A 16,264-nucleotide genomic window follows, 5' to 3' on the forward strand; every position below is an offset into this window, starting at 1 on the left:
ACTTATGAATCAAAAAGTCGTTATTCTTGCCACTGCTTCCGCTAGTTTATTAACCCTATTAGTTACCACTAACTCCGTACAAGCTGCCCCAGAGTCCTTTCATCCTAGTTTCAATACCGAGAACTTAGGTGACATGATTATCGCCAAGACAACCGGGGAAGAAAATCCGATTTTACGTCATCTTAATTGTAGTTGTGCCGCCTGCACGCAATCCCTTAACTCCTCACTCAATTGATAATTTTCCGCCCCAACGATCCTGGGGGATAAAAGTCCGCTCTAGATTAATTTTTGCCACGGGTTCCGTGAGGGTAAATTCTCCCGATTCGATCAGTGCTTTTAATTCTAAAGCGGCTTCCCGGGACAGGGAAATACTGGCCAAAGGAGCCACCCTCACACTTTTTCCCTCGATCATAATCCGACCGCTTTTTAGTTTAGCGTAGGTGATTAAACCAAAGGTAGGACGGACTCGCCGGGGAATCGAAAAATCCACCACTGGAGCGACAATTTCCTCATCTTTTACGGCACAATGTCGAACGATTTCCTCGCTTAAAATCGGAATCGGTACTGCTACCCCTAACATTAAAGAAGCCCCATAATTTTTGAAATAACAACCCCGCACCCAGCGAGCATTCATTTGTTTAGCATCCCCAATTAAGGCTAAGGTGGAAGCGGGACCAATAGGAGTTCGATTTTGTAGGCGTTTTTGCAGGGGAAAATGTTGGGTTCCTTCCCAGGCAATATAACCGATTCCTCCTCCCAAAAAAATGCGCGTACCGATGCCGATAGCCTCTAAATCTGGGTCATTTAACAGGGGAGAAATTGCCCCGGGGTTAGAATACACTGCATTACCTAATCGTGGCTGTAGTGGTCCTAAATAAGTATATAAAGTCCGCTCTCCTCCATTGACTCCGACGATAAAATTCTGGTAGAGATTGCGAGGATTAAAAAGATAAAATTGATTGATAGTCTCCTTAGAAATAATCGTTTCAAAAGAAGTGCGAGGATAACAATCAGTGGCCTGGCCGACAGCGCGCAATTGAATCGATTTTCCAGCGATTAAATCCTCAATAATATGTCCGCCGCCCCTTTCGGGATTTTCTCCCTCTAAATTCTCATTTTTGGCCGCTAGATCACTAATAGCACTGGCTCCTAAATATAAATCCACCGCTCCAAAACCAGCATAAGCAGGAATCCCATCTAACCAACATTGACGAATTTTTATCGGCGGATCCGTCTGACCTAAATTAATAATTGCCCCCGAAGATTCCATCGGTTCAAAAGTTCCCGTACAAACCACATCTACTTGGGAAAAAACCTCCTTAATTCCCATCTCGCTCACGCGGCTTTTTAATTCCTCTACTGTCCAGACTACAGCAGTTTTTTTAGCGATCTTGTCGTTGATTTCAGCGATTGTTCTCATAATAAGTAGCTGGTTATAATTAAATTGAAGATGTATTCCCCCTTAATAAGGGGGTGCCGATCCCCCCTTAATCCCCCCTTAATAAGGGGGGTGCCGATCCCCCCTTAATCCCCCCTTATTAAGGGGGGCATCTGAAAGTTTTCAACACCTACCTACTTAAAAATTGGCAAGATGGGGGTTAGGGAGCTTTTTGCTGTTATCAGTCAACAGTTATTAGATGTGAGTTTTCAGTGAGTGGTATTAACTGAGCAGTATTAAATGGCGGTGACAGTGCTGTTTTTTCACTGATTACTGATTACTGATCACTGATCACTGTTATAAGATGAGAAAGGGAAAATTTACGATCGAAGCTTTTCTATGACAGTTACACCCGTTCCGGCCTCCTTTAATCCTGTTTCTGGTCTAGTTAACCGTATTCTCGGCATAAAACCGCTTTTTGACATCGCTCGCTATCAGGCCCGCAATATGATGATTAAAAGAGCCGAAAAACTAGGCGTACCTTGGCGAGAAACCGTCAAACAATGGCAGCAACGGGATTGGAGTCAGGAACTGCAAGCGGTAGAAAATCCCGATCTCGTCTATCCCGAATACTACGTTTGTTCTTTCCACGCTTACGAAAAGGGCAATTTAGACTGGTTGCCAGCTTTTGAGGTAGAATCTGCCGCCTATGCTGTCCATTCTACCATCTGGCCCGGGGCGGGGATGGACGGCGACCCGCGATTGCGACGGGAATATCACCGGATATTAAAGGAGCAAATCAAGGCAAAAATTAACGATATTGTCGATTTAGGCTGTAGTGTCGGCATGAGTAGCTTTGCGCTGCAAGATACTTATCCGCAAGCGCGGGTAACTGGGTTGGATCTCTCTCCCTACTATTTAGCAGTTGCTCAATACCAGGCTCAACAAAAACAAAAGACGATTCAATGGCAACACGCGGCTGCGGAAAAAACTCAATTACCCAGTCAGTCCTACGATCTGGTATCTTCGTTTTTAATGTTTCACGAACTACCCCAACAGGCTACTAGAGAAATTTTCGCCGAAGCGCGTCGTTTATTGCGATCGGGGGGTTATTTGACGCTGATGGATATGAATCCGCGCTCGGAAATTTATCGAAAAATGCCCCCTTATGTCCTCACCTTACTCAAGAGTACCGAACCCTATCTCGATCAATATTTTACTCTCGATATCGAACAGGCATTAGTTGAAGCGGGGTTTCAAGCACCGATCATTACCCCCACCAGTCCCCGACATCGGGCGATTGTTGCGCGGGTTTCCGAATCATAATTTTGAGGTAATCAATGAAGATAATTTTTCGTCAAAGCTGGACAAAGATATTAACTATTGTCCCTCTCTTTCTGTTAATTTTTGCCAGCAAAACCCTCGCCCATCATGCCATGGCAGGGCAAACTCCCGATAATTTTTGGAATGGATTTTTATCGGGTTTAGCTCACCCAGTTATCGGTTTAGATCATTTAGCTTTTGTGGTGGCTAGTGGTTTAATTGCTGTGGGGATGGAACAGGGTTTATTAATTCCGATCGCTTTTGCGATTGCTACTTTAATCGGGACGGGGATTCATTTACAGGGAATAAATTTACTTTTTCCTGAAGGGATTGTTGCCCTTTCTGTGGTGATTTTTGGACTAATTTTAACCCTGAAAAAAGGGTTACAAAATCATTCTAATCTCTATACGATCGCTCTGGCAACTTTGGCAATGATCGCGGGAATTTTCCACGGTTATGCCTACGGAGAATCAATTATCGGGGCGCGAGTTGCCACTTTAGTTGCCTATTTAATCGGTTTTACCGTCATCCAATTAGCGATCGCATCTGGGGCTTTTGTCCTTGGCAGTGTCATCAAGGAAAAATTAGCCAAGCAAGCGACTCTAATTAGTAAGTTAATCGGATTGGCAATTATGGCGATCGGTACAACTTTTTTAGTGGGAATTAAGTAGGGTCTGCTGAAAAAGTTTGTTGGTGGGGGCAGGGTGTGGGGTGTGGGGTGTGGGGTGTAGGGTTTTACCGATTTTGAGGTAGTCAGTTACCTAATTTTCAGTGAAAAAGTACCTGAATTTTACCCCCGATCCCTCCAATGGTCGGCACTTTTTGAGGTCAAAAAAGTCTAAAAGCCTTATCCAACAAGGTTTTTAGATTTATTCAGCAAGCCCTAAGTAAATTAATCTCGATGGGGCTAATTATTAATGGCTCTCTTGAGGTTATGAGATCGAAGAAAGGGCGTACAATATACGCCCCTACCAAACAAGTACGGGAGAGGCACTGAATTGGAAGAGGAGTTAGGAATTGAGTTCTCAAAGCAAAAATAATCCTAATTCCTACCCCTACTATTTTTTTAGGTTTCAGAGGGGAAGTAACCAAACAGTTTTTTATAATCAGAGGCCAGATATCCTCGATGAAAAAAACCTAATTCTTCGGCAATTTCATAAGTTAATTTTGTCTGATTATTTTGGTTAAGAGATTGATGTAAAGCATTAAGACGAAGCAACTTAAAATAATTGTAAGGAGACATTTGATAGAAGTCTTTAAATATATATTCTAAGGTGCGTTGACTTACTTTTAATTCTTGACAAATCGCTGGAATAGTCAGATCAGAACGCAGATTTTTTCTCATCATTTCTTCTGCTTTTTTGAGAATAGAGGTGCGTCTGATAGCGTTTTTAGGGGTTTTAATATCTTTGGTTACTGCTAAAGTCAAAAGAAAATCTTTGACAATTTCTTCTTTTAATTTTTGCCTGACAAAATTTAATCTTAGTGCTTTTCTTTGCCCAGATATTTGTTGACAATCTAAATTAAATAGCATTCGATAAAGTTGATGACAAGATTGTTGGAGATGACGAATTTTTTCCGATGGGCAAATCACAACAGAAGAAGCGGAAGAATTTAAAAACTTTTTCGCTTCTGGTAGCTCTAAATTTTGGCACAATTGTTGCAGATAATTATCATGAACGTAAAGCTGAAAACGATTGGAAAAGGGATGTTGAAAAATGGAAATTTCTGATTTAGGGGGGACAATCCCAAGATAGTTATTTTCTACTGAGTACAAATTTTGGAAGAAGACAGAATTCACCTGAATAGGAATCGCAAAAACCCACATTTTAGAATGGACTACTCCCACAACATTTATTAAACAATTACGTTGCGATAATTCTAACATCACTTCATCGATGATGATCCTTGAAAGATACCCTTCAAAATGATCACCACTGAGTTGTAAAGCATCTCCGTTGACAAATTCTCGATTCTGAAAATAGCGAGAAAAGTCACAAAAATATTCACTTTTAAAGGTTAATTCCTGAGAATCAATTAAAATATCGGTTTTACTGTCAAAAATAAACATCTATGTATAACTCCTTGGTTATTGAGTAAAATTAAACTTTTTTTGCCCATCAATTTAAAGACCTGCGTTTTTTGGATCATCTTAGCATAGAGGACTGAGTAGTATGAGTTACAGCAGAGTTGATTTGTTAATTTTGTCCATCAGTGTAGTTCCGTTTAAATCTCTCACTTTTTCCCGTTATTAATTACCAAGTAAATGTCGATGGTTAAACAATATATGCCATTTAAAGATTGCTCTAGGGTATTGGGTGCAGAAATTCTTCAATTACGTCCCCCGGCATTTTCTGATGACCCAAAATATAACACATTTAGCTATACCTATTATCCAGGGGGATTGGAAATTTCCGATAGCTATATCTATTATCCAGGAGAATCAGAAATTTCCGAAGCCCTTGCCAGGGAAATCCCTACGTTCGCCGTTCCCCCGACAAATTATCCAGAGGGATTGGAAATTTCCGATAGCTATATTTATTATCCAGGAGGATCGGAAATTTCCGAAGCCCTTGCCAGGGAAATCACTACGTTCGCCGTTCCCCCGACAAATTATCCAGAGGGATTGGAAATTTCCGATAGCTATATTTATTATCCAGGAGGATCGGAAATTTCCGAAGCTGTTGTTCCTAATATTAGCACTTGTCTCTATGCGCTCAAAGCAATCATAGCATTTTTCATCAGAATGAGCCATGGGCAAGAGGCTTAAACCCTTTGTTGGCAAAACTTGTCGATACCTCAGTAACGTGAAAAGCGCTATAACTACACATCTAAGCCACCGACATCGTCTTCATCATCAGGAGGGGCTGTAACATTCAGCGTTAATCAAGGAGACCCGATCATAAACTTACTAGGCGGCTCCGGTGGTAAAGAATTTTATGAGGGTGTAATATTGCCAAATGGAGATCTAAAAACTAACTGGCAACTGACTCCTTTTATGAACCTCGCCGTCGTCACCAATTATATTTTTGGTTTCGTCCTCATCGTTTTTGGCAGCGATAGTGCGATCGCAGATTGTGTAGAGAGTTTGTCGGGTGGGCAATGCCTATTTTACATTCAAGGTAAAATAGAGCCAAGGAAGTTAGTAGAGAGAGAAAGCTATTTTGCCAGCTATGAGCCAAACCCTACCTAAAACTGTTAATTTCGAGGAATTCGTCCCTTGGCTGCCTGAAAATTCTGGAGTACGTTATGAGCTACACAAGGGAAATATTATTGAAATGGCACAACCCGCAGGAGAACACGAGGAAATCAAAGGATTTTTAACTGTTAAACTCAGTGGAATAATTGATAGACTGGGTCTTCCTTATTTAATTCCTAACCAAGCGATTGTCAGACCTGCTGGTAAAAACTCTGGTTATTTTCCTGATGTATTAGTGCTAAATCGAACCAAGCTCGCTCAGGAAAAATTATGGAAAAAAGAATCAATCCTTAGTGAGGGTGCATCTATCCCTCTGATAATTGAAGTGGTATCGACTAACTGGCGTGATGATTACTACTTAAAATTTGCTGATTATGAAGAAATGGGTATTCCTGAATATTGGATTGTCGATTATGCAGCCTTGGGTGGGCGTAATTTTCTTGGCACTTCTAAACAACCGACCATCTCTGTTTGTCGCTTAGTTGAGGAAGAATATCAAATTCGGCAATTTCGAGATAGTGATCGCCTAATTTCTCAGACTTTCACGGAATTAAATCTCACTGTCAATCAGATTTTCTTAAGTCTGTAGGGTGTGCATCGTCCACCTTACTCTTTTCGCTTTTTTCTTCAGTTTGAGGGGTTGATTTTGCCGATTAAAATCCGCAATTATTGCCTTTATTTGCTCCATCTGCTTGAGTTTTAAGCCATTAATCTCAATTTATTTTATCGCTTTCGTGTTCATGTTCTCAAGGTCGTTACTAAGACAAGATCGTAAACTAAGACGCATTTTAAATGAGAGAAATTTGGGGATCCCTATTTATTTTTTTAGTCTGTCCTATTATCGGGGGATTGCCTCTGATTGATTGGATAAATTATCTCGTAACTGGACGTAAATTATCCCAATTAGGTACTGGTAATATCGGTGTAACTGCCGCTTTTTACCATGGGGGTAAATTGGTGGGAATTTTGGCGGTAATTTCGGAAGCAGCCAAGGGAATTATCGTTATTCTCCTAACCCGTTTATTTTTTCCCACCGGCTCCACGTGGGAATTATTAGCTTTAATTGCCTTAGTCATGGGGCGCTATTGGTTAGGAAAAGGTGCGGGAACTACTAATGTTTTCTGGGGATTAATTGTTCACGATTTTGTCGCTGTTTTTCTCACCTTAATCATTAGTGGGATTAGCTTTACTGTCTTTCGAGAAAAATCTACGGGTAGATTGGTAGGATTATTTTTATTAGCTTTAATTCTCACCTTGCGCCGTCCCCACGATTCAGGTTATATTATAACTGCCATTGCTTTAGCCTGTTTATTAGGGGCAATTTTTCAAAAAATCGCCGACGATTTAGACTTACCTGAAGCAAATGTTAACAATGAATCAAAAACTATGTTTCGTTTTTTTCGTGGAGATCGATCAATCCAAACTCTTGATGACAATCTAGCAGCTTCAAAAGTGGGACAAAAGTCCGCCACTTTAGCCGATCTTAAGCGTGCCGGTTATCCCATTCCTAGGGGTTGGATTTTACCACCAGGAGATGATCCACAACCGTTAATAGAATCTCTTCATCCTGATATTAATCATCCCTTAGTCGTGCGCTCTTCCGCTATTGGAGAAGATGGTGAAACCGCTTCATCTGCGGGACAATATACCACAATTCTTAACGTTGTTGATCAAGAAAATTTAGCGGCGGCGATTTTAAGTTGCCAAACCTCCTATAATAGTCCTAATGCTGTTAATTATCGACTCGATCGAGGTCAAGAAAACACGGCCATGGCTGTGTTAATTCAAGAACAAATTCGAGGAGTTTTTTCGGGGGTTGCCTTCAGTCGTGATCCGATTAATCCTCTCAGTTTAGATGTGGTTATTGAAGCTTTACCCGGAGATGCCACCAGAGTTGTATCGGGAAGAGTCACCCCCGAAAGTTATCGAGTTAATTTAGAAGAAAATATCATCATCGGAGCGGGAGATATTCCCCCGGCTATTATTCAACAGGTAGCTAATCTTTGTCGGCAATTAGAAAACCTTGATCATGGCATTCCCCAAGATATAGAATGGACTCATGACGGACACAAATTATGGTTATTACAGTGCCGTCCTATCACTAATTTACAGCCAATTTGGACAAGAAAAATCGCAGCTGAAGTTATCCCCGGAGTGATTCGTCCTTTGCCTTGGTCGATTAATCGTCCTTTAACCTGTGGAGTTTGGGGAGATATTTTCCAGTTAGTTTTAGACAAAAAAGCCCTCGATTTGGACTTCAATGAAACAGCGACTTTACACTATCAAAGAGCCTATTTTAATGCTTCTTTATTAGGCACAATTTTCCGTCGCATGGGATTACCTCCAGAAAGCTTAGAATTCCTGACCAAAGGAGCAAAGTTTACCAAACCACCGTTAACGGCAACCTTGGCTAATTCCCCTGGTTTATTAAAACTTTTAGGACGGGAATTACAGTTAGAAAAAGACTTTAGCCAAGATCAAAAAACCTATTTTATCCCAACGCTCGAAAAAATTAACGCTACTTCCCTAGAAGCTTTATCTTCAGGGGAGATTTTAGAGCAAATTGAGGAGATTTTAACCGTCTTAAAAAAAGCCACCTATTATAGTATTCTTGCCCCCCTTAGCTTCGCTTTGCGTCGCAGTATCTCGCGAGTACCTTTTGAGAAATTGGATAACTCTCAAGCACCGGAAATAGCCTCAATGCGATCGCTATCTGAACTGAGAAAAAATACGCTCGATCGAGATTTTGACTCAGCTTTTTCCCTCTGGTTAGAAACCTACGGTTATTTAAGCGAAGTGGGGACTGATATTTCGATACCGAGATGGCGAGAAAATCCCCCATATCTGCTACAACTACCCTTAGATATTCCGGGCAATAATAGCCAGAAAAAAGTCAAATCTTCCCACAATGTCCAAAAAAGATTAAATATCAAAAACCAAGTGACTGAAATTTACTCCCGTCTTTTAGCTCACCTACGCTGGCATTTTCTCGCTTTGGAAACCCTCTGGTTACAGCAACAAATATTATCAGAGACGGGAGATATATTTTATCTAAACTACTCAGAAGTTATCCAGTTAGGTCAGAATAATAATATCGCCAATCTTAAGCAGATTATCCGTCAGCGTCGCCAACAATTCCAAGAAAACTCTCAATTAACTGATATTCCCTATATTGTTTATGGACAACCACCGAAAAGAGAATTTTTAGTTTCAAATTTAACTGCCAAAAAACGCTTACAGGGAATTGCCGCTAGTGGGGGGACAGTGGAGGGACGAGTCAAAATTATGCCAACCCTACAAAATCTAGAAATTGCCCCTGATACTATTCTCGTTATTCCCTATACTGACTCAGGATGGTCCCCTTTATTATCCCAAGCTGTGGGCATTATTGCCGAGGTGGGGGGACAATTATCCCATGGTGCTATTATTGCCAGAGAATACGGAATTCCGGCGGTTATGGATGTGCATAATGCCATGAAATTGTTAAAAGATGGTCAATTAATTCGTCTCGATGGCAGTCAAGGAATTATTGAAATTCTCTAGGCATTAGGGGACAGGGTGTAGGGTGTGGGGTGTGGGGTGTAGGGTGTAGGGTGTAGGGTGTGGGGTGTGGGGTGTGGGGTGTGGGGTGTAGGGTGTGGGGTGTGGGGAGAATAAATAAAATAATCTCCTGACTCCTGACTTCTGACTCGGAGACTCCTGACTCGGAGACTCCTAACCCAATGGTAGATGTTGGATTTTTGCAGAAGTTCTATTTTTCGACAAAGATAAGCAAAAATTATCTATTGACTGCAATAACTTGAGAATATTTAAATTAATATTTCGCAATATTTACAAATTCTTAAGAATTAATTGAGAAAGATTTTTATTTAACAACGATGTTCCAATGGTTACAGCGATTTGATATAATTTCATAATCGGTTATTCTATACTTTTTTGGGCAGCAAAGGTTGAAACCCTTGCCACACCTAGAAGATAATCCCAATTAAGACAGGTAAATGAGTCAATTTCACCCACAACGATGATCTTTTTTTTGTGTAGTTTTATTGCAAAAAAAAAGTTTTTTTGACAAAAAGCACAAAGTATGATAGACCACCAATGGATTTCTAGCCGCAAACAGTAGCTGCTATATTAACTGGTTAAACCGTGTTTTAGGGCAAAACGTACCAATTCCGTGCGACTATTAGTACCAGTCTTGCTAAATAAGCGACTGACGTATTTTTCTACGTTCCTAACGCTGGTTTCTAGACGACTGGCAATTTCTTTATTCATCAATCCCTCCGCTACTAAATCTAAAACACTTTGTTCCCGGGGGGTCAGATCAACTTTAATCGGGGGGGGAGTGGTAGTAAAAGTGTTCTGTTGTCCCACCTGCTGTTTTAATTCCCGGATATCTCGGGCAATTTCTTCTAATCTAGCGTTTTCGCTGGTGGCTTGCAGGGATTGACGACGGCGCTCGATTAAAGACTTGATTAATGCTTCTAATTCTTCGGGATCGAAAGGCTTGGATAAATAAGCATCACAACCAGCATTATAACCCTGAATGCGATCGCTTGTCATCCCCCTTGCAGTGAGAAAAACCACGGGAATTGTCTGAAAACGAGCATCTTCGCGCAATTTCTTCAGAAACTGATAGCCATCCACCTGCGGCATCATAATATCGGAGATAACTAATTCCGGAATTTCTTGATTGAGTAAATCCCAGGCTTCGTTAGCATTACTAGCAGTTCTTACCTCGAATTCATCCCCGTACTGTAGATATGCTTGCACAGATTCACGAACCCCCGGTTCGTCATCCACTAACAAAACTTTCGCAGGTGTGTCCATCAATTTCTCGCAGCGATCGAATATTGTCCGAATCCTATCTTATCAGCTAAGGAGATAGGAGTCAGTAGTCAGTAGTCAGGAGATAGGAGTCAGGAGATAGGAGTCAGGAGATTGCTTTTATTTATTCTCCCCTCTCCACACCCTACACCCCACACCCTACACCCCACACCCTACACCCTACACCCCACTTTCCAGATCATCCTCAAGATAGTGACGGTGAGTTAAACTAGCAGATAGAACCAAAAAGTTACAAAAATCACACAATAATTTTACAATCCTTTCACCATTCTTAACAAATCCCGTGACCATTCTCTGCTGGCTCGATCGCATTAGTGCTTCTGATCGCCCCCTGGTGGGGGAAAAAGCTTTTATTGCCAGTGAATTACACCAGCGAGGATACCCAATTATCAGGGGATTTGCCATTTTTAACCGCATTTTTGCGGAATTTTTGGAAACTATCAACAATACTGACTCATTCCTGACTGATTTTCCCCAGTCTTCCCTCTATTTAGACGTAGATAACCCAAAAGCTCTGCAATTAGTCGCCAAAGAAAGTCGCCGCGCCATTTTACAAGCGCAAATTCCTCCTCTCTGGTTAGAAGAACTAACGGCGGCCGTGGCACAATTATCCATGGATAGCCTAGTATGGCGCTTTTCCTTACCTGCTCATCTGGCTCGGCGAACTCTCGGTTTATTTTCCGCCCCCATCAGTGGAATTAAAGCAGATAATCTAGAAAATGCCCTAAAACAAGCTTGGGCGGAGTTATTCACCGCCAGAAGTCTATTTTATTGGCGAAAAGTGGGAATTGGTTTAGAAAAAATTCAATTATCTTTACTGGTACAACCATTATTACCGGCCAATTGTGCGGGAAATGTGTTGATTAATGACGATAACTGGAAAATTCAGGCAGTTTGGGGGTTAGGACACAGTTTAGTTAATGGAGAAGTGGCACCGGATACCTATATTATCGATCGCTCCGGTCAATTACGCAGTCGGCAATTAGGCAATAAATCCCGCGCTTATTATCTCAATAGTGACAGTAATCTGCTTGCGGCACAATTATTAGCACCCAGTTTACAGGAAAGCTACTGTTTAGATAATTTCGCCCTCGATCGCCTTTGTCAACTGGTTCAATCTCTACTAGCGGAAAAACCCCGCTTAACCAGCATAGAATGGCTGATGATGCTAGATGGTCAAATTTATATTCTCAACTGTCACAGTCAGGAAATCACCGCTACTACCTCCAATTATCCCTTAAGAGGATTAGGGGCATCCCCGGGGTTGGTATCGGGAGTGGCAAAAGTGATCAGCAATTTCGACTCCCCAGAGGCAAATTTTCAGGATTGCATTCTGGTTACTACTAATTTACCTCCGAAAAAACTGCCCCATTTACGCCAAATTCGAGCAATGATCACGGAACAGGGGGGATTAACTAGCCATGGAGCCATCTTAGCCCGGGAATTAGCCATTCCTGCCATTGTCGGGGTAAAAAATGCCACAGAAATTATCCGCTCAGGCGAGATAATTTTAGTAGATGGTACGAGGGGAATTATTTCTCTAGCATCTCAGGAACAGATTTCCTTACCCCCAGCACCCCCCAGAGAAACCGACGGGACGGCAATTGCTACCCGTTTGATGGTTAATCTCAGTCAAACTGAAAGTATTGCCAGAATCCGAGAACTGCCTATTGATGGGATCGGTTTATTGCGCTCAGAATGGATGATTTTAGAGTTACTTTCTCAGCGCAATCTAGAAGAATGGTTAACACCAGAGCATCAAGAAGCATTGATCGAGAGATTAAGTGATTTAATCGCACAATTTGCCCTTAGTATCCAGCCTAAGCCTTTATTTTACCGTTCTTTTGATGCTCAACATTCGGCTAAAGACAGTCGGGGAACCCATGGTTATATATTAGATCCGACTCTATTTGATCTAGAATTGCAAGCTTTACGACGGGTACAAACCACCAGCGCCACCAATATTAATTTACTGCTTCCCTTTGTCCGTGGGGTTGAAGAATTTATTTTCTGCCGGCAACGGGTACAATCGGCTTTACTCACTCAAGTCCCTTCTTTCCAATTGGGGATAATGGTGGAAGTACCGGGGGTAATCTTTCAATTGAGGGATTATGTGCAAGCAGGGGTACAGTTAATCGCTATTGGTACTAATGATTTAACTCAATTACTTTTAGGTAGCGATCGAGAACATTTCTCAGAATATTTTAACGCCCGTCATCCCGCAGTCAGGGCAGCTTTAAAACAAATTATCACTCAAGCAAAAGTTTTACAGATTCCCTGTTCCGTTTGCGGCATGGCCATCGTCCAGTATCCTGAAATTATCGATGATCTGATTGCTTGGGGTGTGACTTCTCTTTCGGTGGATACAGAAGCAGTTTTAGCCACTAGAGAGGCAATTGTTCGCGCAGAAAGAAGGTTTTTATTGGAAAATGGCAGATAACCTCGGCAAAAGGAGCGTTAGGGGTTGGCTGTTGGGGAAGATGTTAAGTAGGGTTTGCGACAAAAAATTTCTCGTATGGGTAAAACCCTACACCCCACACCCCACACCCCACACCCTGTCCCCACGAAAAACTTTTTCAGCATATCCTAATTATACTTATCCCTAAAACTGGTTTCTAGCAAGGCTTTCAAAATAGCTTGACATAAAAACTTGATTTAAGTGACCGCTATCCTCATCCTGCCAATAACTAATCGCTTGAAAATATAAGGGGAATAGGGCAATTGTTTCTAGACAATCGGGGGAAAGCTGAATATATTTTTCCCGTGCTAAACGACAATAAAACCAGAGAAAATAGCCAAGAGTATCATTTTGTGCGTGTTGCCAAACTTGGTCAATTTCCGTTAGTGTACGTCCCTCAAAACGAATATGAGGACGTTCCCTGATCTTTTCAGGATTAACCCGACCTTGGATAATATTAATAAAACGCCTTTGGAACTTTTGAAAATAGTTCATCAAAGTCTGAATATTCTTGACAGCGATCGCTGTCTGTCCGATAATATAGTGAGAATAAGCCAGATAAACGTTATCCCTCAGCCAAACATTGGCATATCCAGTGTATTCTGTCTCATTACTGACTAATGCTGCTGGAAATAAGCCATTTTCCAGATGGGGAAATCTCAAGACATCATTTTCCGACAAAAACGCGGATAATCTCTGAAGCTCCCCCAGAGAGTAGCGGTATTTAATGAAATCGAGAATTTTTTCGTTGTGAACAACCAGCATCGGCAAAATACTCAAATAATCTGCTCAAAAACGCATTTATCTCGCTCAATTCTACTGAGAAACCCAAAAAATGCGTCTTTGATTAGGATCCCGTCGGGGACTTTGTTCCCCCATCACTTGCCGCGCTTGACTAGGATCAAAGCTGCGAGTAAATTGATCTCGCAATTGATTAACCCGTTCCTCCTTTTCTTGGGCCGCCAAACGCACTTCTTCTAATTTTGCCTGTTGCATCTGTTGGTAGGGTAACAAACGAGCGATCGCAAAAACCGCCGTGATGGAAATGGCGCTATAGGCAATAATTCGCATCCAAATCTCGATAATTTGCCATTTTTGGGATTTATTGCCGCTTTTTGGCTTTTTTTGCGGTTTTTTGTCGGTTTGGTTTCGTGTTCGTGCGGTCATAGATTTATGAGTACAAGTAAAATCGGTGAGAAAGGTGGCTAATTACTTTCAATTTACACCCAATCACTGATAACCGATAACCGAAAAAACCCCAATCGGTCTATCCTATAACTAGGTTAGACGGGATTGGGGTTTATTGAAAGCGACTTTACTTATAAAGTTCCGTCGCTAGACGAAAAGCCAAAATCCCGGGGATTAAAGCAATTACCAGAGCGACTAAAACTTGAGTATCAGAAAGCATTGCTGATTATCTCCTCATAAAGATATTCATCCAATACTTTCCGACATCATCGGGGTTCTCTGCATCATTTCGTTACAAGACTTCATATCTCCCCACCCCGATGACGGTTATCTCCCCTAGAAAAGAAAGTTGTAAAAGCGTTAAGCTGAGATATTGCCATGATTACATTTATTTTTACCTGCGGCCTCAATGTTAGACTCGCTCCTTGATTCATCTCTAACCCTTAGTCTAAAAACCCCGTTAATTCTGTTGGTTCTCATTGCCCTAGAAGCGGTATTATCAGCAGATAACGCCATTGCTCTCGCTTCCATAGCACAGGGATTAGGAGATCATCAGCGTCAACGTCAGGCCTTGAATATTGGCTTAGTTTTCGCCTATATTCTCCGTATGGTCTTGATTCTTACTGCCACCTGGGTGGTCAAATACTGGCAGTTTGAACTTTTGGGAGCAGTATATTTGCTCTGGTTAGTCTTTAATTACTTTGCCTCCCCTGAAGACAAGGATCACACCCATCATAGTCTCAAGTTTCAATCTCTCTGGCAAGCTATCCCCCTAATTGCCGTTACTGATTTAGCTTTTTCCCTCGATAGTGTTACCACCTCCATCGCCGTGGCCGATGATACTTGGTTGATCCTGCTTGGTGGTACGATCGGAGTAGTTACCCTGCGCTTTATGGCGGGTTTATTTATTCGCTGGTTAGAGGAATACACCCACCTAGAAGATGCTGGTTTTGTCACCGTCGGTTTGGTGGGTTTAAGATTGCTGTTGCGGGTGATTAGTCCCGATTTTGTGCCGCCGGAATGGATTATGATTAGTTTAATTGCTATCCTCTTTGCTTGGGGTTTCTCAAAACGCAACGATCGAGAACCAATAGAGAGTGATCCCATCCAATCTGATGAATTGCCATAAAATAATCATCAGGAGTCAGTAATCAGTGATCGGATTTGAGTTTTCAGTTCACTGTTCACTGTTTACTGTTTACTGTTCACTGAAAAGAGAATCCCTAGAAGATCATGTCATCTTTACCGACTCAATCTGCTGATACCTTAGAAAATTCTACTCGATCGCCCTCTTGGAAAATTAAACTCCTCTACGATGGAGAATGTCCCCTCTGCTTGCGGGAGGTTAATTTTCTGCAAAAACAGGATGCTGGGAGAGGATTAGTTGCTTTTGTCGATATTGCCGCCGAAAACTATAATCCGGAGGAAAATGGCGGTATTTCCTTCGCGGCAGCCATGGGACGAATCCACGCCGTACTAGCTGATGGTACTATTATCCAAAATGTGGAAGTGTTTCGCCAAGTCTATGATATTTTGGGCATTGGTTGGATTTATGCCGCTACCAAATGGCCGGTTATCGGGTTTCTAGTGGATATTATCTATGAAATTTGGGCTTCTTGGCGATTAACCTTAACCGGAAGACCGAATTTAAAAACAATCTTAGCAGAACGTCAAAAACGTCTGGAATGCAACTCATCAAATCGTTGTTCTCAGTGAGTTAAAATCTCCTAACCCTACACCCCACTCAGAATTACCCCTTGGGATGGGATACTAAATCCGTTGAGTATAGGCTACTTATAAGGACAGTCAAAAGGCAAAAGGAGAAATAAATAATCAGTTTTTAATAACCAGATTTAATGTGATAATTCTGCCT

General features: G+C 41.7%; 16 protein-coding genes. 10 read left to right on the forward strand and 6 right to left on the reverse strand.

What is annotated here, in order from left to right; translation table 11 throughout:
- The first annotated feature begins 4 nt into the window (after positions 1–4).
- Positions 5–235 (forward strand): hypothetical protein, encoded by a 231-nt coding sequence (locus H6G40_RS10470; RefSeq protein WP_002737992.1) that lies wholly within the window; start codon positions 5–7, stop codon positions 233–235.
- Here the strand turns inward: H6G40_RS10470 and H6G40_RS10475 are convergent.
- A complete protein-coding gene (locus tag H6G40_RS10475; protein ID WP_002753167.1) occupies positions 224–1,420 on the reverse strand; it encodes a homocysteine biosynthesis protein in 1,197 nt (398 codons plus the stop codon). The two genes, H6G40_RS10470 and H6G40_RS10475, sit on opposite strands and share 12 nt — an antisense overlap.
- Positions 1,421–1,777: 357 nt before the next feature.
- Between H6G40_RS10475 and H6G40_RS10480 the strand changes: the two genes are divergently transcribed.
- Both H6G40_RS10480 and H6G40_RS10485 read left to right on the forward strand, forming a co-directional pair.
- A complete protein-coding gene (locus tag H6G40_RS10480; RefSeq protein ID WP_002736498.1) occupies positions 1,778–2,704 on the forward strand; it encodes a class I SAM-dependent methyltransferase in 927 nt (308 codons plus the stop codon).
- A 14-nt stretch (positions 2,705–2,718) separates the two neighbouring features.
- Entirely contained in the window at positions 2,719–3,372 is a 654-nt protein-coding gene (locus H6G40_RS10485) for a HupE/UreJ family protein (protein WP_002738140.1), read from the forward strand.
- 395 nt (positions 3,373–3,767) lie between these two features.
- Here H6G40_RS10485 and H6G40_RS10490 read toward each other — a convergent pair whose 3' ends face one another.
- Positions 3,768–4,772: a helix-turn-helix domain-containing protein gene (locus H6G40_RS10490; RefSeq protein ID WP_069475472.1), complete on the reverse strand. Its 1,005-nt coding sequence runs from the start codon at positions 4,770–4,772 to the stop codon at positions 3,768–3,770.
- Positions 4,773–4,973: 201 nt separating this feature from the next.
- Between H6G40_RS10490 and H6G40_RS10495 the strand changes: the two genes are divergently transcribed.
- From H6G40_RS10495 to H6G40_RS10510, 4 genes are all read left to right on the forward strand, one after another.
- The gene (locus tag H6G40_RS10495) at positions 4,974–5,471 is read left to right on the forward strand and encodes a hypothetical protein (RefSeq protein WP_069475473.1); all 498 of its coding nucleotides are present in this window, start codon (positions 4,974–4,976) and stop codon (positions 5,469–5,471) included.
- A gap of 183 nt (positions 5,472–5,654) precedes the next feature.
- The gene (locus H6G40_RS10500) at positions 5,655–5,894 is read left to right on the forward strand and encodes a hypothetical protein (protein WP_002753163.1); all 240 of its coding nucleotides are present in this window, start codon (positions 5,655–5,657) and stop codon (positions 5,892–5,894) included.
- Positions 5,875–6,489: a Uma2 family endonuclease gene (locus tag H6G40_RS10505; RefSeq protein WP_002753162.1), complete on the forward strand. Its 615-nt coding sequence runs from the start codon at positions 5,875–5,877 to the stop codon at positions 6,487–6,489. Before H6G40_RS10500 ends, H6G40_RS10505 begins: the two co-directional genes overlap by 20 nt.
- Positions 6,490–6,692: 203 nt before the next feature.
- Positions 6,693–9,443, forward strand: a complete 2,751-nt coding sequence (locus H6G40_RS10510; RefSeq protein WP_190537639.1) for a glycerol-3-phosphate acyltransferase — start codon at positions 6,693–6,695, stop codon at positions 9,441–9,443.
- 588 nt (positions 9,444–10,031) lie between these two features.
- Here H6G40_RS10510 and H6G40_RS10515 read toward each other — a convergent pair.
- Positions 10,032–10,727, reverse strand: a complete 696-nt coding sequence (locus H6G40_RS10515; RefSeq protein WP_002737332.1) for a response regulator transcription factor — start codon at positions 10,725–10,727, stop codon at positions 10,032–10,034.
- 301 nt (positions 10,728–11,028) lie between these two features.
- Here H6G40_RS10515 and H6G40_RS10520 point away from each other — a divergent pair, with 301 nt between their 5' ends.
- Complete coding sequence (locus tag H6G40_RS10520) at positions 11,029–13,185, forward strand: putative PEP-binding protein (RefSeq protein ID WP_190537641.1); 2,157 nt, start codon at positions 11,029–11,031, stop codon at positions 13,183–13,185.
- Between the two features lie 162 nt (positions 13,186–13,347).
- Here H6G40_RS10520 and H6G40_RS10525 read toward each other — a convergent pair whose 3' ends face one another.
- The 3 genes from H6G40_RS10525 to psaM form a co-directional block, all read right to left on the reverse strand.
- On the reverse strand, positions 13,348–13,968 hold the full coding sequence (locus tag H6G40_RS10525; protein WP_069475475.1) for a glycoside hydrolase family 15 protein: 621 nt from the start codon (positions 13,966–13,968) through the stop codon (positions 13,348–13,350).
- A gap of 51 nt (positions 13,969–14,019) precedes the next feature.
- On the reverse strand, positions 14,020–14,370 hold the full coding sequence (locus H6G40_RS10530) for a slr1601 family putative cell division protein (protein WP_069475476.1): 351 nt from the start codon (positions 14,368–14,370) through the stop codon (positions 14,020–14,022).
- A gap of 148 nt (positions 14,371–14,518) precedes the next feature.
- Complete coding sequence (psaM, locus tag H6G40_RS10535) at positions 14,519–14,611, reverse strand: photosystem I reaction center subunit XII (RefSeq protein ID WP_012264462.1); 93 nt, start codon at positions 14,609–14,611, stop codon at positions 14,519–14,521.
- 189 nt (positions 14,612–14,800) lie between these two features.
- On the opposite strand from psaM, the gene H6G40_RS10540 reads away from it, so the two are divergent.
- Positions 14,801–15,520, forward strand: a complete 720-nt coding sequence (locus H6G40_RS10540; protein ID WP_002737049.1) for a TerC family protein — start codon at positions 14,801–14,803, stop codon at positions 15,518–15,520.
- Between the two features lie 104 nt (positions 15,521–15,624).
- Positions 15,625–16,107 (forward strand): thiol-disulfide oxidoreductase DCC family protein, encoded by a 483-nt coding sequence (locus H6G40_RS10545; protein WP_069475477.1) that lies wholly within the window; start codon positions 15,625–15,627, stop codon positions 16,105–16,107.
- The last annotated feature ends 157 nt before the right edge of the window (positions 16,108–16,264 follow it).

This window comes from Microcystis viridis FACHB-1342 (genome assembly GCF_014698335.1).
Lineage (GTDB): Bacteria > Cyanobacteriota > Cyanobacteriia > Cyanobacteriales > Microcystaceae > Microcystis > Microcystis ichthyoblabe_A.